Here is a 20,568-nt window from a genome sequence, read left to right as displayed (position 1 = left end):
GTATTGTTTTATCTGTGGGTGGTTCGGGTACGGCAGGTACAGCTTGGAAAAGACAGATCAATCAGGCGTCGGCCGGAAACCGTTCGGCCAGCCACGCGGGCGGCGCATGCAGGGCCAGCCTCGGCCCCGCCTGCAGCAATGCGTTGGACAGATCGCGCTGGACCAGGCCGGGCAGACTTCGCACGATGGCCAGCAGCGGCTCCAGCGACACGCCGGTCTCCACGTCCATGCAAGCAAACATGTGGACCAGCTCTTCGGTGTTGACGTTGCCGCTGGCGCCCGGCGCGTAAGGACATCCGCCCAGGCCGCCCGCTGCGGCGTCAAAGCGGGTGATGCCGGTCTGCCAGGCCGCGATGGCGTTGGCCAACGCCATGCCGCGCGTGTTGTGCATGTGTACGGTCAGCGCGGTGGACGGCAGGCGCGCCGCCACCTGTTCGCACAGGGCGGCCACTTGCGTCGGAAACGCCATGCCCGTCGTGTCGCACAGCGTGATGCCGGCCGCACCCGCGTCGACCAGACGCGCGGCCAGGTCCAGCACCGTGTCCGCGGGCACGTCGCCGTCGAACGGACAGCCGAACGCGGTCGACAACGACACGTTGCACGGCGCGCCGGCCTTTGCCGCGGCGGCCAGAACCTGCGACAGCTCGGCAAACGACTGGTCGCGCGTCATGCGCAGGTTGGCGCGGTTGTGCGTCTCGCTGCACGACATGACGAGGTTCATCTCGTCGGTGCCGGCCTCCAGCGCGCGTTCCAACCCGCGTACGTTAGGAACCAGCGCGGTATAGATCACGCCGGGACGGCGGCGGATGCGGCGCATGACGTCGACTGCGTCGGCCAGCGCGGGAATGGCTTTGGGGGACGTGAAGCTTGTGACTTCGATGCGGGCAAAGCCGCAGTCGGACAGCGCGTCCACGAAGGCGACCTTGTCGTCCGTGGGCACCAGGGTTTTCTCGATCTGCAGGCCGTCGCGCGGCCCGACCTCGTTGATCTCGATGCGAGCGGGTCCGTGGTTCATGCAATCACTCCCTTGGCGCGCAACGCGGCACGCTGTTCTTCGGTCAGGCCCGCCGACGCCAGCACCGTATCGGTGTGTTCGCCCAGGGTCGGCGCGCGTTCGCGCACTGCGCCCGGATTGGACGACAGGTACGGGAAGACGGCGGGCATTTCCACCTGCACGCCCGCCGCGGATTCCATTGAGGTGATGGCGTTGCGGGCGCGGTAGTGCGGATCCTTGGCAATGTCGGCAACGGAATAGATGCGGCCGGCCGGCACGCCGGCTTCCAGCATCGCGGCCAGCACGTCGTCGATCCGCCGTTCCTGCGTCCACGCGCCGATGGCGGCGTCGATCTCTTCCACGCGGCGCGCGCGGCCGTCGTTGTGCGCCAGCGCCGGATCCTGTCCCAGGTCGTCGCGGCCGATGCGGGCCATCAGCCGGGTGTAGATGGCGTCGCCGTTGCCCGCGATGAGCACGTAGCCGTCCAGGCACGGGTAGGCGTTGGACGGCGCGATGCCGGGCAGCGACGCGCCGGCGGGCTCACGCACCGCGCCGAACACCGAATACTCGGGCAGCAGGCTCTCGCTCAGGTTGAACAGGCTTTCGTACAGCGCGGTGTCGATCACCTGCCCCACCCCGCCGCGCGCATCGCGCTGATACAGCGCCAGCATCACGCCTAGCGCGCCATGCAGGCCGGCGATGGTGTCGCCCAGCGACAGGCCGGCGCGCACCGGCGCGCGGCCCGGCTCACCGTTCAGGTAGCGCAGGCCCGCCATGGCTTCGCCGATCGCGGCAAAGCCGGGTTCGCGCGCCTTGGGACCGGTCTGGCCGTAGCCCGAGATGCGCAACATGATCAGGCGGGGATTCAGTTCGTGCAGGGCTTCCCACGACAAGCCCCATTTTTCCAGCGTGCCGGGGCGGAAATTCTCGATCAGCACGTCGGCCTCGCGCGCGAGCATGCGCACGATGTCCTGGCCTTCCTGCTGGCGCAGGTCCACGCAGACCGACTGCTTGTTGCGCGATTGTGCCTCCCACCACACCGAGGTGCCCTCGTGCAGCAGACGCCATTTGCGCAGCGGATCGCCCTGGCCCGGCGGCTCGATCTTGATGACCTGCGCGCCAAAGTCCGCCAGCGTCTTGGCCGCAAAAGGCCCCGCAATGAGTTGTCCCAGTTCCAGCACACGAATGCCGGCAAGAATCTGCCCTGCCATATCGCCTCCCAGGCGCGTCTTACGGTAGTGATGGACGGCAGTGTGCGCGCAAAGCGCCGGGGAGCGGAATGGACAATCGGGGAAAGGGGCATTCCCGGAACGAGAAACCCCGGGCTAACCCTCAGCCCTCGCCGCGCAGGTGGGCCAGCAGCAGCCGCGCGGCCACGGTCAGGGTGTCGGCGTCGCGCACGCCCAAAAGCAGCCAGCGGCGCGCCCACTCGTCGGTTAGTGGAATCAGCCGGATCGGCATGGACCGCGCGTGCGGCTCGGCGGCGATGCGCGGCAGGATGCCCACGCCACGCGTGGCCGCGACCATGCGGCAGATGGCGTCAAAACTGCGCACCTGGATGCGCAGCCGCATCGCCCGGCCCATGCGGCCGCTTTCTTCCGACAGCCGGGTCGCCAGCGACGTCGCGGGCGGCAGGCCGACGTAGTCGTAGGCCAGCGTGTCCGCAAAGGCGACCTGCGGCTCCGCGGCCAACGGATGGCGCTGCGGCACGATCAGCACCAGCTCGTCCAGACGATAGGGAAAGGTGGCAAGACCGTCTGCCAGCGTGCGGTCGGCAAAGACGCCGATGTCCGCGCGGTTCTCCAGCACGGCGGTGACGATGTCGCTGCTGTTCTGCTCTTCCAGGTCGATGCGCACGGCAGGATGCTCGTCCATGAAGGCGGCCAGATCCTCCGGCAGGAACTGGGTCAGCGACGAGGTGTTGGCGGCAATGCGCACCTGGCCTCGCACGCCCTGCGCAAAGTCGGACAGTGCGCCGGCCATCTGCTCGACTTCCTGCAGCACCCGCAGCGCGTGCACCAGGCACGCCTGTCCGGCGTCGGTCAGCTCCACGCCGGCGGCATTGCGAAACAGCAGGGGCGACCCCAGCGCGGCTTCCAGGTCGGAAATCCGCTTGCTGGCCGCGCCTACCGCCAGGTGCGACTGGCGCGCGCCGGCCGAGATGCTTCCCTGGCGCGCAACAGAAACAAACAGGGCAAGCGTGACGAGGTCGATCCGGGCAAAGTTCATGACAAAGGACTACGGCGCAGGGAAACCGGGCTGAAACTATAGCCGCAGGCGTCCGGAATAAATGTGTCCCTGTTTTAGTCCCTATGACCGGCTCCGCGCGGGCAGACCTGCCACTACAATCCCGCCTATGAATACGAACAACCCCGCGAACAACGCCACGAACACCCCTGCGGACACCCCCGCAGACGCGCCCGCCAAGCCGGGCGTGAGTCCTTCCGCCTCGCCCGCCGCCGACGCCGCGCCCGCCCCCGTTTCCCCGGAAACCCAGGCCGCGCTGGCCAGCGCCGCGTATGCGCCTAACAGCCCGGGCGCCGCGCACATCCGCAGCTTCGTCCATCGCCGCGGCCACATCACGCAGGGCCAGCTGGCGGCGCTGGAGCGCCTGATGGGCCAATGGTCCATCCCCTACGCTCCCCGCCGCCTGGATCCGGCCGCCGCCTTCGGACGGCAGGCCCCGACGGTGCTGGAGATCGGCTTCGGCATGGGTGAAACCACCGAAAAGATCGCGCTGGCCCGGCCTGGCGACAACTTCCTGGGCGTGGAAGTGTTCAACGCCGGCGTCGGATCCCTGCTGCGCCGCATCGAAGACTCCAGCATCCAGAACCTGCGCATCATCCAGCACGACGCCGTTGAAGTGGTGCGCGACATGATCGCCCCCGACTCCCTGGCCGGCGTGCACATCTACTTTCCGGATCCGTGGCCCAAGAAGCGCCATCACAAGCGCCGCCTGATCCAGCCCACGTTCATCTCGCTGCTGGCCAGCCGCATCGCGCCCGGCGGCTACATCCACTGCGCCACCGACTGGGAAGACTACGCGGTGCAGATGCTGGAAGTGCTGAGCGGCGAACCGCTCCTGAAGAACACCGTCGACGGCTACGCGCCGCGACCCGACTACCGCCCCCTCACCAAATTCGAGACACGCGGCCTGCGCCTGGGCCACGGTGTCTGGGACCTGATCTTCAAGCGAGCCGCCTGATGCTCTATCCGCCGATCGAACCCTACCGCCAAGGCATGCTGGATACCGGAGACGGTCACCAGATCTATTGGGAAATGTGCGGCAACCCCAACGGCAAGCCCGCCGTCTTCCTGCATGGCGGGCCCGGCAGCGGCTGCTCGCCCGTGCACCGGCAGTTGTTCGATCCGCAACGCTACAACGTGCTGCTCTTTGATCAGCGCGGCTGCGGTCGATCGCATCCGCACGCCAGCCTGGACAACAACACCACGTGGCATCTGGTCGCCGACATCGAGCGACTGCGCACCGAAGTCATGGGCGCTGAGAAGTGGCTGGTGTTTGGCGGATCCTGGGGGTCGACGCTGGCGCTGGCCTATTCCGAGACGCACCCGGCGCACACCAGCGAACTGGTGCTGCGCGGCATCTTCGGCCTGCGGCGCGCCGAGATCCAATGGTTCTACCAGGAAGGCGCATCGTGGCTGTTTCCGGACCGCTGGGAAGAATACCTGGCGCCGATCCCCGAGGCCGAACGCGGCGACCTGGTCACCGCGTACCACAAGCGCCTGACGGGCAACGACCCCGCCGAGCAACTGCGCGCCGCCAAGGCCTGGAGCAAATGGGAAGACAGCACCATCACGCTGCTGCCCAGCCCGCGCCATCAGCAAAGCCACGCTGCGGACCGCGCGGCGCTGGCCTTTGCGCGCATTGAGAACCACTATTTCTTCAACGCCGGCTTCATGGAAGAAGGCCAGTTGATCCGCGACGCGCAGAAGCTGCGCGGCATCCCCGGCACCATCGTGCAGGGGCGCTACGACGTCTGCACGCCCGCGCGTACCGCGTGGGACCTGCACCGCGCATGGCCTGAAGCGCAGTTTCACCTGGTGCCCGATGCCGGCCACGCCTTCGACGAACCCGGCACGCTGGCGCGCCTGATCGCCGCCACCGACGCCTACGCCAAACAGTGAGGAGCCCTGACATGCACATCACCCTGAACGGAGACGCCCGCGAGTTCCCGCTGGACACCACGGTCAACGAATTGCTCGAAACGCTGGGCTATGCGGGCAAGCGCGTGGCCGTCGAACGCAACGGCGAAATCGTGCCCAAGAGCCAGCACGCGCAGACGGCGCTGTCGGACGGCGACCAGATCGAGATCGTGGTCGCGGTGGGCGGCGGCTGAACTACGGTCACCGCAGCGCTCCGGCGCCGCATCGCGACACCCCCTTTAAGGCCGCTGACACCCAGCGGCCTTTTTGCATGCCGCCCCACGCACGAGGGGGCTTACGCCCCCGGATACCAACGTCCCGCCAAGATGCCAGCATTGTTGCGTAGTCTGGCAAGAGGCTAGCAACCTGTTACACCACAACCCCTCGTCGTAGGGCAAATGTGCGAGTCATAATCGTTTCTATCGCGCCGCCTTCAACCGGACAGGCGCCTTCGAGAGCACAGGTTTTCTCACCGCAATATCGATAAAGGAAACGCTATGGGTCTGCTCAATTTCATCAAGGACGTTGGAGAAAAACTCTTCGGCGCCAGCGAGGCCAAGGCCGCGACGGCAGAGGAATTGAAGAAAGAGCTGGATAAGCACGGCCTGAACGCGGATGGCCTGCAAATCACGGTGGACGGCGACAAGGTCACGGTCGCGGGCCAGGCGTTGAGCACGGAAGACGCCGAGAAGATTTCGCTGGCGCTGGGCAACACCGTCGGCGTGGCCGCAGTGGACAATCAGCTGCAGGTCAAGCAGGCCGCGCCCGAAGCCAAGATGTACACCGTGCAAAAGGGCGACAACCTGTGGAAGATCGCCGAAGCGCAATACGGCAAGGGCCAGGGCGCCAAGAACACCCTGATCTTCGAAGCCAACAAGCCCATGCTCACCAGCCCCGACAAGATCTACCCGGGCCAAGTGCTGCGCATCCCGCCGCTGTCGTAAGCGGCACCGAATTCAAACAAACCGGAGGACACCCATGCGTTCTCCGGCTTGTGTCGCGGCGCGGCGCCCCCTGCCTGCCGCGATTGCTTGGCCAGACGCAATGTCTGGCCATTTTTTTGACTGCGGACTTACAGTCCTGCGCTAGAAAAGCCGCCCGGAGGCGGGGCAGCCCCCTCGGGGGGCAGCAAGCGAGCGAAGCGAGTGCGGCGTGGGGGCCCTATTTCATTCCGAAGCGGCCCAGCCCCTTCATGCCACCCATGGCGCGCATCATCTTGGCCATGCCGCCCTTTTTCATCTGCTTCATCATGCCCTGCATCTGCTCAAACTGAGCCAGCAGACGATTGACCTCCTGAACCGGCACGCCGGAACCGGCGGCGATGCGGCGCTTGCGCGAGGCCTTGATCAGTTCGGGCTTGGCGCGTTCAGCGGCCGTCATCGAATTCAGGATGCCTTCCGTGCGGCGCAGCTGCTTTTCTGCCTGGCCGCCCTGCAACTGGCCTGCGGCCTGCTGAAATTGAGCCGGCAGTTTTTCCAGCAGCGAGCCCATGTCGCCCAGCTTCTTGACCTGACCGAGCTGATCGCGGAAGTCGTTCAGGTCGAACTTGTTGCCCGACTTGATCTTGGACGCAAGCTTCTGCGCTTCGGCGATGTCGATGTTCTTTTGCGCCTGCTCCACGAGCGAGACGATGTCGCCCATGCCCAGCACGCGCTGCGCCATGCGGTCGGGGTAGAACGGCTCGAGACCATCCAGCTTTTCCGACACGCCGACAAACTTGAGCGGCTTGCCGGTGACGTGGCGCACCGACAGGGCCGCGCCGCCGCGGGCGTCGCCGTCCAGCTTGGTCAGGACGACGCCGGTCAGGGGCAGCGCGTCGGCAAAGGCGCGCGCGGTGTTGACCGCATCCTGGCCCTGCATCGCGTCCACCACGAACAGCGTTTCCACCGGCTTGACCAGGTCATGCAGCGCGCGGATCTCGCGCATCATGGCCTCGTCGATGCCCAGGCGGCCGGCCGTGTCCAGGATCAGCACGTCGTAATGATGGCGGCGGGCGTGATCAACCGCGCCGCGCGCGATGTCTTCGGGCTTCTGGCTGGGATCGGACGGCAGGAAATCCACACCGACCTGCGCGGCCACGCTCTTCAACTGGTCGATAGCGGCCGGACGGTACACGTCGGCGGACACCACCAGCACCTTTTTCTTGCCGGTCTTGCGGCCGTGCTGCGTGTGCTGCCCTTCGCTGAGCCAGCGCGCCAGCTTGCCGGTGGTGGTGGTCTTGCCGGCGCCCTGCAGGCCCGCCATCAGGATCACGGCGGGCGGCTGGACGGCCAGCGACAGTTCATTGGCGTCGGCGCCCAGGTCGCCGCCCATGAGGGCAGTCAGTTCCTTGTTGACGACGCCGACGAGCGCCTGGCCCGGGCTGAGGCTGCCGGCGACTTCTTCGCCCAGCGCCTTTTCCTTCACCCGCGCGACAAAGTCGCGAACGACCGGCAGTGCGACGTCGGCTTCCAGCAGCGCCATGCGCACTTCGCGCAGCATCTCCTGCGTGTTGGCCTCGGTCAGGCGGGCTTCCCCGCGCAGCGTCTTGACGACGCGCGACAGGCGTTGAGTTAGGTTATCGAGCATGAGAGGCGTTTCCGCTTAAACTAGTTGATTGAACGGTGGCCGCAGGCGCGGATTCTGCGCTTTCGGGTGACGCGCACCCCAAGGCCCCATCCAGACAACGGTTTCTATGTCACTCGGCATTGTATTTCACACAGCGGCTGCCTTGGCGTACGCGGTGCTAGGGGGGTCGCTTTGGATCCGCCTGGCCGGCGCCGGGGAAGTGGAACAGACCGGCAGAATCGCCCGTCTGTGCCTGCTGGGCGCCCTGGTTCTCCATGGAATCGGGCTGCAACAATCGATGCTGGGATCCCAGCATCTTTTCATTGGATGGGCGCTGGCCCTGTCCGCCGCCATCTGGCTGGGCATGGTGGTGTTCTGGCTGGAAAGCCTGCTGGTACGCATCGACGGCCTGCAATTGCTGCTGCTGCCCTCCGCCGCCATCGCCAGCGGCCTTGCCGCCATCTTCCCGCAGGGGCAGTTCGTGCCCCATGCCGACGATCCCTGGCTGCGCGTGCACCTCTTGATCGCCCTGGCGGCCTACGGTCTGATCACCATCGCCGCCTTGCACGCCATGATGATGGCCCTGCTGGACCGCCACCTGCACCGTCCCCTGGACGCCCCCGCCGAACGCAGCATCATCGGGCGCGTGCTCGATTCGCAGCCGCCGCTGCTGGTGCAGGAGCAGCTGCTTTTCCGCATCATCTGGATCGGCTTTGTCGTGCTGACGCTGGCGGTGGGCTCGGGCTCCGTCGCCTCCCTGAAGCTGACCGGCAAGATCCTGCCGTTCGACCACAAGACCGTCTTCACCCTGCTGTCCTGGCTGACCTTCGGCGTGCTGCTGGCCGGCCGGCATATCTGGGGCTGGCGCGGCCGCGTCGCGCTGCGCTGGACCCTGACGGGTTTTGGTTTTTTGATTCTGGCCTACACCGGCAGCCGGTTCGTGCTGGAAATGATTCTGCATCGAGGCTGACGTGGGCAAGTTGCTGTTCTGGATCGTTCTGATCATCCTGGTTCTGTTTGTCGCCCGCATTGCCGGCCGCATGGCCGCGCAGCGCCAGGCCGACGCGCAAGGCGGCCAGAAGAAAAAGGCGCAGGGCGCGCAGCCCCCGCCCGCCATCGAATCCATGGTGCGCTGCGCCCATTGCGGCATCCATCTGCCCCGCTCCGAGGCCCTGCTGCAGGAAGGCCAGACCTGGTGCAGCCCCGACCACGCCCGCCTGGGTCCGGCCAAACGCTGACCGTCTCTCTCTATGCCTTTGTTCCTGGATCGACATGGCTGGCTGGCGCCGGCGCCGGGCATTAGCCTGATGCGGTCGCCCAACTGCGACGCGCGCCCCGCGGGCGAGCAGGTCTCGCTTCTGGTCGTGCACAACATCAGCCTGCCGCCAGGCCAATTTGGCGGACCTGAGGTCGCAGGCCTCTTCCTGAATACGCTCGATTACCGCTCGCATCCCTGGCTGGAACGCCTGCGCGGCCTGCGCGTGTCGGCGCACTTCTTCATCCGCCGCGACGGCCGCATCGTGCAATTCGTCTCGACGGACCGGCGTGCCTGGCACGCTGGCGTGTCGCGCTTTGCCGGCCGCGAGCGTTGCAACGATTTTTCCATCGGCATTGAACTGGAAGGCACGGACACGCTGCCCTACACTGGCGAGCAGTACGCGTCGCTGCGCCGGCTGACCCACACCCTGCGCGCGCGCTATCCCCTGGTTGCCGCCCAGGGACACGAACATATCGCCCCGGGGCGCAAGACCGATCCCGGGTCGGCATTCGACTGGACGCGCTTCGGGCGCGACAGCGGCTTTGCGCGGCGGCACCTGCCGCCGGCCTGACCCTTAGAAGGATTGGCTATGTTGAAGATCTGGGGACGCCTGACCTCCGTCAACGTTCAGAAAGTGATGCTGGCCGTACGCGAGCTGGCCCTGCCGCACACCTTTGTCCAGGCCGGCGGCCCGTTCGGGGTGGTCGACACCGCCGATTACGCGGCCAAGCTCAATCCCAACCGCCTCGTCCCCGTCATCGACGACGGCGGCTTCATCTTGTGGGAATCCAACGCCATCGTCCGCTACCTGGCGGCGCGCTACGGCGTGGGCACGCTGTGGCCCGAGGACGTCTGCCTGCGCGCCGATGCGGACCGCTGGATGGACTGGCAGGCGACCGAATGGCAGCCGGCCATGGGGCCGGCCTTTCTGGGCCTGATCCGCACCCCGGAAGACAAGCGTGACAAGGCCGCCATCGAAAATTCGATCAAACGCTCCAACGCCCGTGCGCTGATCCTTGACCAGGCCCTGCAAGGCCGCGAGTTCATCGCCGGGCGTCACCTCACCATGGGCGACATCGCGCTTGTCGCCGCCGCGCACCGCTGGCTGGCCCTGCCCATCGAGCGGCCCGACACGCCCGCCCTGTCCGCGTGGTATCGGCGCGTCATGATGCGCCCCGCTCCGCAAGGCGTCCTGACCCTGCCGCTGGAGTAACCGGACGGGGGCCGTCACGCCCCGCCACAACCGGGACAAATTGCAACATTCCTTCTGCGCGATTCGTGCAATTATTTGAAGCCTCTGAGGCGCCTTGGCCCTTGCCTTGAGCGCCTCGTTTCAATCCCCCGTCCTGCCGGGGGACGGCCGCCGCCAAGGCGTCGCAAGAAGAGGAGATGCACTTGACCCACGAGCCGCCAGATTCCGCGAGCCAAGCTGCCCTGGACCAAGAACAGCGGCAGCTTCTGCTCCTTGTCGCTTCGGGGGCCCCAACGGGGTCATGCCTGGAAGCGCTTACCGAAGCCGTCTGCCGCCTGGCGCCCGGCAGCCGGGCATGCGTCCTGTTGACCGGCTCCGATCGCGTCACCGTCGGCGACGCCTATTCCACCCATCTCCCCGCCTCGATCGCCTGCCCCCTGCGCGGCCTGCCGATCCACGATGCGCTCTTTGCGACGGATGATCCGGCAATCCGGCGGGGCAATCCCGTCGAGAGCGAAGACATCGAGCAGTCGACGACGTGGGCCGAGTCCTGGCGCACCATCTGCCGCGACAACGGCATCCACGCCTGCCACGCGCGCGCCGCGATGGCGCCCGACGGCACGCCGGTCGGCTGGTTTTTGCTCTGCCTGCCGCAGGTGCGTCATTGCACGCCGTGGGAACAGCGCGTCGCCGAGTTCGGTGCGCTGGCAACCAGCATCGTCGTGGAACGCGACCGCGCCGCGGCAGATCTGCGCAACGAGGTCAACGCGCTATCCCGGTTGCAGGCACTGAGCGCCGAACTGGTCGGCCCCGGCGAATTCGAACCGCTGCTCAAGAAGATCCTGGCCGCCGCCGCCGACATTTCCGGAACGGAAAAAGGCAACATCCAGATCTACGATCCGGCAAAGAACACACTGCGCATCGCCGTGCACCAGGGCCTGAGCGCGCGCCTGGTCGAACACTTCGCCGAAGACGGCTGGGTCGCAAGCTGCGCCGAAGCCGCCCAGCACCTGGAACGGCTGGTCGTGCCCGATGTCGAGCAACTGACGGATCTGCAAGGCACGCTGGGGCTCGAGATCGTCATGGAAGACAACATCCGGTCGATCCAATGCACGCCGCTGCTCAGCCGCAGCGGCCAGCTGCTGGGCATGCTCAACAACCATTACCGCTGGCCCGGCGGCCCCACACCCGAAGCCTTGCGCTACATCGACCTGCTGGCGCGGCAGGCCGCCGAACTGCTGGAACGCCATATCGCGGAGTCCGAACTGGCGCGCGAACGGCGGCACAAGGATGAGTTCCTGGCCGTGCTGGCCCACGAGCTGCGCAATCCGCTGGCCGCGCTGCGCAACATGCTGGAAGTGCTGAAGCGCGCCGAACGCGACCCCGGCATGACGGCGCGCGCCCGCGAAGTGATGGACCGCCAGTTGCGCCAGCTGGTCCGGCTGGTCGACGACCTGCTCGACGTCAACCGCATCAATCGCGGCAAGCTGGAACTTCGGCTGACCGCCCTCACGCTCGACTCCGTTCTGCAGCATGCCGTCGAGTCGTGCAAGCCGGCTTTGGAACAGCACGGCCACCGGCTGAGACTGGTGCAGCCCGACGCGCAGATCATGCTGCACGGCGACGCCGAACGCCTGACACAGGTCTTCGGCAACCTCCTGTCCAACGCGGCCAAATACACGCCACCCGGCGGTGACATCGAACTCTTCGTCGAGCCCGGCAAGGACAGCGTCGACATCACGGTCCGCGACAACGGGTCGGGCATTCCGCCGGATCAGCTCGACCGTATCTTCGAGATGTTCACGCAGGTCGACCGAACGCTGGAACGCGCGCAGGGCGGACTGGGCATCGGCCTGATGCTCGTCAAACGCCTGGTCGAGATGCACGGCGGCACGGTGCGCGCGCACAGCGACGGTCAAGGCGAAGGCAGCGCATTCGTCGTGCGGCTGCCGGTCACCGACATTCAGGAGGTGGCGCCGCAACTCCCTGCCGGCGCGCTGTCGCCGGTGGCAAGCAAGGTGCTCGTTGTCGATGACAACCGCGATGCGGTCGAGTCCCTGGTTGCGGTGCTCGCCATTGAAGGCCACGACGTCACCGCTGCGTACGATGGCGAAGAAGCGATCACCGTGGGCGAGCAGGTCAGGCCGCAAGTGATCCTCATGGACATCGGCATGCCCGGCATGAACGGCCACGAGGCCTGCCGCCACATCCGCACCCTGGACTGGGGCCAGCGCGCAACGATTCTCGCGCTTAGCGGTTGGGGGCAGGAAGAAGACCGCCGAGCATCGATGGAAGCCGGCTTCGACGCGCATCTGGTCAAGCCGGTGGATATGGACGTGTTGCTGGAGATGCTGTCGACCATCGAGCACCGCGGCAGCGCAAAGTAGCGGTGAGCGAGGGGCCGCTCGTCCGCGCCGAACACGCATCATGCAATGCCACGTTGCAGATCCGGGCCGACATCATCGCGCCCGGCTGTTTCCCCGCGTTTTCAGCGCCCTTGCCGACAAATATAAGAACGGTTCGATACCCAGAAATTGGCCGGTATGACGAAATGGAAGCGCATGCCATGCGAGTCCATTGCAATTCTCCGATTGCGGCGGACGCTTGCCTATAGGCGGACCTGACGCTCACCGTTGCAGGGAAAGGTCTGTCGTTGCGGGAGCACGTCATACCTATCCAATCCGATCTTCGCTTCACGTTCTCCGTCGGCGACGAATCTTTTGAGGTCGTCGAATTCACCCTGCAAGAAGGCCTGTCCGAGACCTTCCTGCTTGAAGTGGAACTGGCCAGCAGCAACGCCGCCATCGACTTCGCCCAGGTGCTGGACCGCGCCGCGCTGCTCACTCTCTGGCATGGCGACACCCCGGCGCGGTACGTGCATGGCGCGGTGTCTTCATTTGTCCAGGGCGACACAGGCTTTCGCCGCACCCGCTATCGCGCAGTCGTCGAGCCGCGGCTGGCGCGCCTGAAACTCAGTGCCGACTGGCGCATCTTTCAGGCCGTCACGGTCCCGCAGATCGCCGAAGCAGTGCTCAAAGCGCATGGTCTGACTCAAGACTACGAGCAGCGCAACACCACCGAGCACCAGGCCCGCGAATACTGCGTGCAGGCCGGCGACACCGACTACCACTTCGTCGAGCGCATCATGCGCGAGGAAGGCTTCTTCTATTCCTTCCGCCACAGCCCCGAAGGCCATCGGCTGGTCCACAGCGACCGCCTGTTCATCCATGGCCGCGTGGGCGACGAACCGGTCCAGTACAACCCCACACCCGGCGGGGATCAGCCGCAGCCCGCTCTGTGCCGCTTCGCGTACACCGAAAACGTGCGCACCGCGCGCCAGACGCAGCGCGACTACACCTTCCACCATCCGCAATACGCGCACCAGCACAGCCGCGACGGGCAAGACCTGAACCACCAGGGCCGCCGCTACGAGCGCTACGACTATCCGGCGCGCGCCAAGTTCGACGAAGCCGGCAAGCCCTTTGCCGAGAACCGCCTGCGCGGCCATCGCCGCGATGCGCGCATTGCGCTGGTCGAAGGCGACGATCCCCGCTTGCAGCCGGGCATTTCATTCACGCTGGCCGGTCATCCACGCGAAGACATGAATCGCGGCTGGCGCCCCGTACGCATCGTCCACCGGGGCAGGCAGCACACCAGCCAGGCCGAGGAAAGCGCTGAGGCGCAATCGGGTACGCATTACCGCTACGAAGCCGAACTGGTGCCGGACGATGCCGAATGGCGCGCCGAGCCGCTGCCCCGGCCTCGCATCGATGGCCCGCAGAACGCCGTGGTGGTCGGTCCGCCCAACGAAGAAATCCATACCGACGAATATGGACGCGTGAAGGTCCAGTTTCCCTGGGACCGCGTGGGCAAACATGATGGGTTCAGCTCCTGCTGGATTCGTGTCTCCCAGAACATCGCCGGCGCCACCTGGGGCCACATGGCCATTCCACGCATCGGCCAGGAAGTCATCGTCTCGTACTTCGACGGTGATCCGGACCAGCCTGTGATCACCGGCCGCGTCTACAACCGCCTGCAGTTGCCGCCATACGAACTTCCCAAGTTCAAAGACCTCGCAACCGTCAAGAGCAAGGAGCACAAGGGCAAGCGGGCCAGCGAACTGCGCCTGGATGACACGCCATCCCAAATCAGCGCCGCCCTGATGAACGATCATGGCGCAAGCCACCTGCACCTGGGTTACCTCACCCATCCGCGTCCGAGTGGCGGCGCGCCGCGCGGCGAAGGCTTCGAACTACGCACCGACTTGCACGGGACGCTGCGCGCAGCGCAAGGCCTGCTGTTGACCACGGAAGCGCAAGCCAACGCCCAGGGCGGCCAACTCGACCGCGACGAAATCGTGGCCGTCCTGGAGGCAGCGCTACAACTTGCCCGCAGCCTGGGCAACTACGCCAGTGAACATCAAGGAGCCCCGCACGACGCCGAGCCCCGCCGGGACCTGACCGCATTGGTGCGAGACCTGGGCCATGGCGCCAACGACCAGACCCGCGGCACAGGCGAAGGCGCGGCGCCTGTCATGGCGCTCTCCGCCCCCGCCGGCATCGCGGCCGGAACGCCCCTCTCCATCGCGTTGGGCGCGGGCGAGCATCTGGATGCCGTCGCCCACGCAAACCTGCAACTGACAGCCGGTGAACGCGTGGTCGTCAACGCCGGCAATGGCCTGGGCACGTTCGCGCAACGGGGAGACATGCGCCACATCGCGCATACCGGCCAGCTGCTCTTGCAGGCGCAACACAACGCCATCCGTATCGATGCCGACAAGAGCGTGGAGGTTCGCGCCAACAACAACCATGTCACGGTGTCCGCCGAAGAACACATCACCCTGTTGTGCGGCGGCGCCTATATCAAGATGGCTGGCGGCAATATCGAGATGGGCATGCCCGGCGTCTTCACCGTCAAGGCAACGGACCATAACTTGACCGGGCCGGGATCGATGGTGCCCACGCTGGGCCAATTCTCTGGCCGGCCCGGGCCGTTTGAAGAGTTCTTCGTGCTGCGCGACGCCAGCACGAACAGAGTCCTGCCGGATCACGCCTACGAGATCGTCCGCGCCAGCGGCGACATCGTGCGCGGACGGACCGACGCGCAAGGCCGTACGCAGGTCATCACCAGCGACGCAAGAGAACCTCTGGAGGCTTCGGCAATACCGGACCCTGACGATCTCTTGCATCTGGACGCCAGCTATTGGGATGGCGGTGGCAGCTATTCGCTGGATTTTCTTCGCAATCCCAACTAGGAGCCAGGCTGAATCATGGCCAACCAAACTGCACGACCCGGGCCGAAGAATCCCGGGGGCAGCACCAGAGGATCCACCAGACCTGACGCTTCGGGTCAGGTGCTGCCCGTAACTAATCCCCTCGACCTTTGGTATCTGTGCGAGAAAGCGCGCTATGCCAGCGCTAATCCGTACAGGCGCTCAGGCGATGGCGCGCCCATGTATCAACGCACGGTGGCCCTGATGATCCGGGCGGATAACGAGCTCTTTGAGGATCGCTGGCCGTACTGCGCCGAAGTCGGCTACGACATGACGAAGACGCCGCCGGCGCCGATCATGAGCAGGCAACATCCGCATCGGCCGAGTTCTTTTCCGCTGTCTCAATACAAGCGGATCAGCAGCCGGCAATTTCCGCAGTACAGCAGCGTTGAGGTTGTGGTGGACCTGTTGGGGCTGGACGAGCTTGAGGAGATGATTCCAGTGCCGTTACCGCCAGATGTCGAGAACGGGATTTGGCAGGATATTCAGGTAATGCAGAAAAGCCCGTTGCGAATTCCGGATGTCATTAGGGTCAACAACCATACGTTGGGGGGAGCGCCTCAATACAGCCAGGCGAATCTGGCCAGCGTTATTGAAATGAAGTTTGGAGCGGACTCGCTGACAAAAGAACAGAAGTTCGCTTACGAGTACATCGCGGGCCATAGCGAAAAATTTCGCCTCTCCAAACCGACAGGTGCAACAAAGCCGACAGGCGTCAGCGTCGCGATTGGATGAGCGCGGCGCAGCACGAGCCCGTCTATAAGCCCGTGTCGCAGGTCATGTCTCTCCCCTTGCGCGCTTCGGCGGATCCACACAGCCTCGTTGTCGGCTTGATCGATGCGGAGCATCAGGCCGCCCGGCAAGTGCTGGAGGTTAAGCCACCGCGAGGCACCCCCGTAATAAGCGCCGGCCCAGAGATGCGAGAGGCTGACGGGCACGCTGCACAGGTGCGCGCACAAATTGAAATTTCGCTTGCTGGCCCCTTCGTTCTTATGGGCGCTGCTGGTGTCGGCGCCGGCATGACCGCCATCGCAAGGGGCAGTTCCGCCATCGCGGGTTCGGCGCTAACCGCACGCGCCGGCTCACGCGTCGTGCAATACGACCGCCTTATTACGTGGGGCCGTATCACCGGAGGAACCGGCGCAGCAGGAGCGACTGTGGCCTATGCCCAATCAGAAGACGGAAGCTCCGCGCCCGCGCCATCTCCGGAACGTCAACGGCAATGGGAAGCCTACCAGCAGTGGGACGCCAGCCAACGCGATCAACCACGCACGGAACAGCTGTATCTGTTCTGGGCCGATTTGCCGGAGACAACACAATGAGCGATTTCTTCAAAGAGTTCGATGCCGAACGCTGGTATTTCACTTTTGGCGATGAGGAGGACAACACGCTCATCGTCCAACAAGTGGGAATCGTTGCCATCTTTCATCTTGTTGACGCCTATCTGCCGGTTCGCCGCAAGGGCATCGCAGAGGCGTTCGCTCTCTACCATGAACTTTATGGCCAAAATCTCAAGGGCGGATATCGTGCAGACAAGCGCATGATCGTTCGCCCCTTCTCCAAGATGGGGTTTGACGCTTATCGAGACTTCATCGTCAATACAAGCCCGATGGACACCGTTGAGTTCGATTGCATGTCCCGGCTTAGCTTGGAGCATGCAAGTGACTACATGTTTGGTGTTTTCTCTCCCGCCGGCTGGTATGAACAAGTTCATAAATCCCTTACCACGGTACGGTTTTACCTACCTGTAGTAGAGCTTGCGGCGGAAGGGAGAGCTCGGTTCGAGAGTTTCCTGTTGAAGTGTTGCGCGTTGCTTCGTCCTCTCCATGGCGCGGCCGGGCTTGGGATTCAGGAATGCCATGATTGGGAGGACTACCAGACCCTGGGACACGAGACAGCTTGGGCATACAGAGCGGTAGATGTTTGCGGACCGACTGGTAAGAAAAACCTGCGCGAGGGCTACAAGAATCTCAACTGGTACACCTTCCTGGCCCATCACTGGATCGCCACCCTGGGCACACCCGAGGAGTTGAAGAGCAAGCTCAATGACCATCGCATCGAGCTCCTCCCCTACGAATGGGGCACCGCCATCCGCGCAGGTGACTGGCCCGCGCTAGGCAAAGCCGAGACAGACCCGACGCCCGAACTGTACGTGAAGGTCAACAACGCCATCCGCTCATTGCGCGTGCAGGACATCGGCTCGCTCCACTACGGTTCCATCGCCGGCGAGATTCGCTTCAATCCGCTGACCAGCAACCTCTGGCTGCGCCGCTTCGATACGCCGCAGGAAATCAAGGCCGTAATCGACGAGGCGGGCAACGTCAAAGCAGACGAACGTCACTTCCTCCGCATGCCCTCGGGCACACCTTGTCCATGGCCTGGCATCTGGATCTGCGAGGAGGAGCCGTCACAGGGAAGGAAGACGTTCATGCACAACGACCTCTTGCCGGAAGTGAACGGGCAGGTGGTTACCTGGCGTCTGGTCAAAGCGTTGTAGCGGGTCAGCTTCTCGTCTGTGCGTCAGCGTACCGACAAGCATAGCCCTGCCAAACTCATCCACAACTCCATCAAGGAGAAAGGCTTAACCATGCCCACCCAGCATGTACGTACCGGGCCGAAGAATCCCGGGGGCAGCACCCGAGGCTCGACCAAACCTGACGCATCGGGCCAGGTGCTGCCCGTGACCAACCCGCTTGACCTTTGGTACCTGTGCGAGAAGGCGCGCTATGCCAGCGCTAATCCGTACCGGCGTGCCAGCGACGAAGCGCCCATGTATCAACGCACGGTGGCACTGATGATCCGGGCGGATAACGAGCTCTTTGAGTATCGCTGGCCGTACTGCGCCGAAGTCGGCTACGACATGACGAAGACGCCGCCGGCGCCGATCATGAGCAGGAAACATCCGCATCGGCCGAGTTCCTTTCCGCTGTCTCAATACAAGCGGATCAGCAGCCGGCAGTTTCCTCAGTACAGCAGTGTTGAGGTGGTGGTGGACCTGTTGGGGCTGGAGGAGCTAGAGCAAATAATTCCGGTGCCGTTACCTCCAGCTGTCGAAAACGGAATTTGGCAGGATATTCAGAAACCGCCGACAAGCCCGATGCGTATTCCCGACGTTGTTCGGGTCGTCAACCACACGATGGGAGGCGCGACGCAATACAGCCAGCCGAATCTGGCCGGTGTGATCGAAATGAAGTTTGGGAACGACTCGCTCTCTGATGACCAAAGAAGAGCATACCGAGATATTGCTGGCACCAGCGATAAGTTCCGCTTGCTTCATACGGATCGATGCAACAGAGCCGACAAGCGCCAGCGTCGCGAATGGATGACCGCTGCCCAAAACGAACCGGTCTACAAGCCCGTATCACAGGTCATGTCGCTCCCATTGAGAGCTTCGGCGGATCCTCACAGGTTGGTCGTTGGGCTGATTGATGCCGAACACCAAGCTGCACGGCACATCCTTGAAGTCGGTCCGCCGCCTCCGGGAACCCCTGTGATGAGCGCCGGCCCCGACATTCGAGAGGCCAATCGGCGGGCCGATCAGGCGCGAGCGCAAATCGAAATATCGCTTGCCGCACCGTTCTTGCTTGTAGGCGCGGCAGGTATCAGCGCCGGCATGGGAACGGTTGCTGGAGGCAGTGCAGCGATTCCCAGTTCAACGCTGACTGCAAGCGCCGGCCCAAGAATGGTTCACTACGGCCGCCTTGTCGGCTGGGGCCGTCTCATCGGAGGAACTGGTTCAGCTGGAGCCACTATGGCCTACGCACGATCTGGAGACGGAAGCTCCGCGCCAGTACTGACTCCCGAAGTTCAACGCCAATGGCAGGCCTATCAGGAATGGGAAGCCAGCCAAAGATACCAGCCGCGCACGGAACAGCTGTATCTGTTCTGGCCCGACGCCCCGGAGACAAAAAAATGACCGATTTCTTCAAAGAGTTCGATGCCGAACGCTGGTACTTCACCTTTGCGGATGAGGACGACAACACACTACTGGTCCAACAAGTCGGCATCGTTGCCATCTTCCATCTCGTTGACGCCTATCTACCGGTTCGCCGCAAAGGCATCGCGGAGGCATTCTCGCTCTACTACGAGATCTATGGCGACAAACTCAAGGGCGGTTATCGCGAAGATAAGCGCATGATCGTCCGGCCCTTCGCCAAAATGGACTTTGAGGCCTATCGAGACTACATCGTGGACACGAGTCCCATGGGAGTCGTCGAGTTCAAATGTATGTCCAAGTTAAGTCTCGGCCATGTCAGTGACTATATGTTTGGGGTCTATTCTCCTGCCGGATGGTATGAGCAAGTTCACAAACCTCTCACCACGGTAAGGGCGTATTTGCCCGTAGAAGAGCTTGCGGGAGAAGGGAAAGCACGGTTCGAGGCTTTCTTGTTGCAGTGCTGTGCATTGCTTCGTCCTCTTCATGGCGCGGCCGGACTCGGGATTCAGGAATGCCACGATTGGGAGGACTACCAGACCCTTGAACACGAAACGGCCTGGGCATACCGAGGGGTAGACGTCTGCGGACCGACCGGAGAGAAAAACTTGCGCCAGGGCTACCAGAATCTCAACTGGTACACCTTCCTCGCCCACCACTGGATTGCCACGTTGGGCACGCCGGAAGAACTGAAGACCAAGCTCAACGACGAACGCATCGCCCTTATCCCCTACGAATGGGGCACGGCCATCCGCGCTGGTGATTGGCCCGCGCTAGGCAAAGCCGAGACAGACCCCACTCCCGAACTCTACGTAAAGGTCAACAACGCCATCCGCTCATTGCGCGTGCAAGACATCGGATCACTCCACTACGGCTCCATCGCCGGCGAGATTCGCTTCAATCCGCTGACCAGCAACCTCTGGCTGCGCCGCTTCGATACGCCGCAGGAAATCAAGGCCGTAATCGACGAGGCAGGCAACGTCAAAACAAACGAACGGCACTTCCTGCGCATGCTCTCCGGCTCACCCTGCCCATGGCCCGGCATCTGGATCTGCGAAGAGGATCCTTCTCAAGGCAGGCAGACCTTCATGCACAACGATCTCTTGCCGGAAGTGAACGGGCAGGTAGTTACCTGGCGTCTGATCAAAGCGTTGTAGCGGGTCAGCTTCTCGTCTGTGCGTCAGCGTACCGACAAGCATAGCGCTGC

At 64.2% G+C, this 20,568-nt stretch carries 19 protein-coding genes; 15 read left to right on the top strand and 4 right to left on the bottom strand.

What is annotated here, in order from left to right; translation table 11 throughout:
* Nucleotides 1-61: 61 nt before the first annotated feature.
* From KW836_RS06855 to KW836_RS06845, 3 genes are all read right to left on the bottom strand, one after another.
* Nucleotides 62-1,015, bottom strand: coding sequence for a hydroxymethylglutaryl-CoA lyase (locus tag KW836_RS06855; protein ID WP_218342800.1), 954 nt, complete (start codon nt 1,013-1,015; stop codon nt 62-64).
* A complete protein-coding gene (locus tag KW836_RS06850; protein ID WP_218342799.1) occupies nt 1,012-2,205 on the bottom strand; it encodes a CaiB/BaiF CoA-transferase family protein in 1,194 nt (397 codons plus the stop codon). The genes KW836_RS06855 and KW836_RS06850 overlap by 4 nt, the downstream gene beginning before the upstream one ends.
* 121 nt (nt 2,206-2,326) lie before the next feature.
* Nucleotides 2,327-3,223 (bottom strand): LysR substrate-binding domain-containing protein, encoded by an 897-nt coding sequence (locus KW836_RS06845; RefSeq protein WP_175122360.1) that lies wholly within the window; start codon nt 3,221-3,223, stop codon nt 2,327-2,329.
* 127 nt (nt 3,224-3,350) lie between these two features.
* Between KW836_RS06845 and trmB the strand changes: the two genes are divergently transcribed.
* From trmB to lysM, 4 genes are all read left to right on the top strand, one after another.
* The gene (gene trmB / locus KW836_RS06840) at nt 3,351-4,199 is read left to right on the top strand and encodes a tRNA (guanosine(46)-N7)-methyltransferase TrmB (protein WP_239211232.1); all 849 of its coding nucleotides are present in this window, start codon (nt 3,351-3,353) and stop codon (nt 4,197-4,199) included.
* Entirely contained in the window at nt 4,199-5,140 is a 942-nt protein-coding gene (gene pip, locus KW836_RS06835) for a prolyl aminopeptidase (protein ID WP_218342798.1), read from the top strand. The genes trmB and pip overlap by 1 nt, the downstream gene beginning before the upstream one ends.
* Before the next feature lie 11 nt (nt 5,141-5,151).
* Nucleotides 5,152-5,352 (top strand): sulfur carrier protein ThiS, encoded by a 201-nt coding sequence (gene thiS / locus KW836_RS06830; RefSeq protein ID WP_056559414.1) that lies wholly within the window; start codon nt 5,152-5,154, stop codon nt 5,350-5,352.
* A 303-nt stretch (nt 5,353-5,655) separates the two neighbouring features.
* Nucleotides 5,656-6,102: a peptidoglycan-binding protein LysM gene (lysM, locus tag KW836_RS06825; RefSeq protein ID WP_175137914.1), complete on the top strand. Its 447-nt coding sequence runs from the start codon at nt 5,656-5,658 to the stop codon at nt 6,100-6,102.
* Nucleotides 6,103-6,319: 217 nt separating this feature from the next.
* Here the strand turns inward: lysM and ffh are convergent, their stop codons facing one another.
* Nucleotides 6,320-7,726, bottom strand: coding sequence for a signal recognition particle protein (gene ffh / locus KW836_RS06820; RefSeq protein ID WP_056559422.1), 1,407 nt, complete (start codon nt 7,724-7,726; stop codon nt 6,320-6,322).
* A 106-nt stretch (nt 7,727-7,832) separates the two neighbouring features.
* Here ffh and KW836_RS06815 point away from each other — a divergent pair, with 106 nt between their 5' ends.
* The 11 genes from KW836_RS06815 (at nt 7,833) to KW836_RS06765 (ending at nt 20,518) form a co-directional block, all read left to right on the top strand.
* Nucleotides 7,833-8,675 (top strand): inner membrane protein YpjD, encoded by an 843-nt coding sequence (locus KW836_RS06815; protein ID WP_218342797.1) that lies wholly within the window; start codon nt 7,833-7,835, stop codon nt 8,673-8,675.
* A gap of 1 nt (nt 8,676) precedes the next feature.
* A complete protein-coding gene (locus KW836_RS06810) occupies nt 8,677-8,943 on the top strand; it encodes a PP0621 family protein (protein WP_175122357.1) in 267 nt (88 codons plus the stop codon).
* A 12-nt stretch (nt 8,944-8,955) separates the two neighbouring features.
* Nucleotides 8,956-9,534 carry a 1,6-anhydro-N-acetylmuramyl-L-alanine amidase AmpD gene (gene ampD, locus KW836_RS06805; protein ID WP_218342796.1) on the top strand — a complete coding sequence of 193 codons (579 nt, stop codon included), beginning with the start codon at nt 8,956-8,958 and terminating at the stop codon, nt 9,532-9,534.
* A gap of 18 nt (nt 9,535-9,552) precedes the next feature.
* Nucleotides 9,553-10,176 (top strand): glutathione S-transferase family protein, encoded by a 624-nt coding sequence (locus KW836_RS06800; protein ID WP_175122355.1) that lies wholly within the window; start codon nt 9,553-9,555, stop codon nt 10,174-10,176.
* A gap of 344 nt (nt 10,177-10,520) precedes the next feature.
* On the top strand, nt 10,521-12,542 hold the full coding sequence (locus tag KW836_RS06795; RefSeq protein ID WP_255595153.1) for an ATP-binding protein: 2,022 nt from the start codon (nt 10,521-10,523) through the stop codon (nt 12,540-12,542).
* A gap of 266 nt (nt 12,543-12,808) precedes the next feature.
* Nucleotides 12,809-15,409 carry a type VI secretion system Vgr family protein gene (locus tag KW836_RS06790; RefSeq protein WP_218342794.1) on the top strand — a complete coding sequence of 867 codons (2,601 nt, stop codon included), beginning with the start codon at nt 12,809-12,811 and terminating at the stop codon, nt 15,407-15,409.
* A gap of 15 nt (nt 15,410-15,424) precedes the next feature.
* Entirely contained in the window at nt 15,425-16,162 is a 738-nt protein-coding gene (locus KW836_RS06785; protein WP_218342793.1) for a VRR-NUC domain-containing protein, read from the top strand.
* Nucleotides 16,159-16,749, top strand: a complete 591-nt coding sequence (locus KW836_RS06780) for a hypothetical protein (RefSeq protein ID WP_218342792.1) — start codon at nt 16,159-16,161, stop codon at nt 16,747-16,749. The genes KW836_RS06785 and KW836_RS06780 overlap by 4 nt, the downstream gene beginning before the upstream one ends.
* Nucleotides 16,746-17,924 carry a type VI immunity family protein gene (locus KW836_RS06775; protein ID WP_218342791.1) on the top strand — a complete coding sequence of 393 codons (1,179 nt, stop codon included), beginning with the start codon at nt 16,746-16,748 and terminating at the stop codon, nt 17,922-17,924. The genes KW836_RS06780 and KW836_RS06775 overlap by 4 nt, the downstream gene beginning before the upstream one ends.
* Before the next feature lie 18 nt (nt 17,925-17,942).
* Nucleotides 17,943-19,343, top strand: coding sequence for a VRR-NUC domain-containing protein (locus tag KW836_RS06770; protein WP_218342790.1), 1,401 nt, complete (start codon nt 17,943-17,945; stop codon nt 19,341-19,343).
* On the top strand, nt 19,340-20,518 hold the full coding sequence (locus tag KW836_RS06765; RefSeq protein ID WP_218342789.1) for a type VI immunity family protein: 1,179 nt from the start codon (nt 19,340-19,342) through the stop codon (nt 20,516-20,518). The genes KW836_RS06770 and KW836_RS06765 overlap by 4 nt, the downstream gene beginning before the upstream one ends.
* The last annotated feature ends 50 nt before the right edge of the window (nt 20,519-20,568 follow it).

The sequence above is a fragment of the Achromobacter sp. ACM05 genome (assembly GCF_019218915.1).
Taxonomy (GTDB): domain Bacteria; phylum Pseudomonadota; class Gammaproteobacteria; order Burkholderiales; family Burkholderiaceae_B; genus Achromobacter; species Achromobacter animicus.
The sequence above is the reverse complement of the archived record's forward strand: the minus strand, read 5'-3'. Positions and strand labels throughout refer to the sequence as shown.

Coding starts and splice junctions, on each gene's coding strand:
- KW836_RS06855 (WP_218342800.1), bottom strand. CDS start 1,015: ATGAACCACGGACCCGCTCGCATCGAGATCAACGAGGTCGGGCCGCGC.
- KW836_RS06850 (WP_218342799.1), bottom strand. CDS start 2,205: ATGGCAGGGCAGATTCTTGCCGGCATTCGTGTGCTGGAACTGGGACAA.
- KW836_RS06845 (WP_175122360.1), bottom strand. CDS start 3,223: ATGAACTTTGCCCGGATCGACCTCGTCACGCTTGCCCTGTTTGTTTCT.
- trmB (WP_239211232.1), top strand. CDS start 3,351: ATGAATACGAACAACCCCGCGAACAACGCCACGAACACCCCTGCGGAC.
- pip (WP_218342798.1), top strand. CDS start 4,199: ATGCTCTATCCGCCGATCGAACCCTACCGCCAAGGCATGCTGGATACC.
- thiS (WP_056559414.1), top strand. CDS start 5,152: ATGCACATCACCCTGAACGGAGACGCCCGCGAGTTCCCGCTGGACACC.
- lysM (WP_175137914.1), top strand. CDS start 5,656: ATGGGTCTGCTCAATTTCATCAAGGACGTTGGAGAAAAACTCTTCGGC.
- ffh (WP_056559422.1), bottom strand. CDS start 7,726: ATGCTCGATAACCTAACTCAACGCCTGTCGCGCGTCGTCAAGACGCTG.
- KW836_RS06815 (WP_218342797.1), top strand. CDS start 7,833: ATGTCACTCGGCATTGTATTTCACACAGCGGCTGCCTTGGCGTACGCG.
- ampD (WP_218342796.1), top strand. CDS start 8,956: ATGCCTTTGTTCCTGGATCGACATGGCTGGCTGGCGCCGGCGCCGGGC.
- KW836_RS06800 (WP_175122355.1), top strand. CDS start 9,553: ATGTTGAAGATCTGGGGACGCCTGACCTCCGTCAACGTTCAGAAAGTG.
- KW836_RS06785 (WP_218342793.1), top strand. CDS start 15,425: ATGGCCAACCAAACTGCACGACCCGGGCCGAAGAATCCCGGGGGCAGC.
- KW836_RS06780 (WP_218342792.1), top strand. CDS start 16,159: ATGAGCGCGGCGCAGCACGAGCCCGTCTATAAGCCCGTGTCGCAGGTC.
- KW836_RS06775 (WP_218342791.1), top strand. CDS start 16,746: ATGAGCGATTTCTTCAAAGAGTTCGATGCCGAACGCTGGTATTTCACT.
- KW836_RS06765 (WP_218342789.1), top strand. CDS start 19,340: ATGACCGATTTCTTCAAAGAGTTCGATGCCGAACGCTGGTACTTCACC.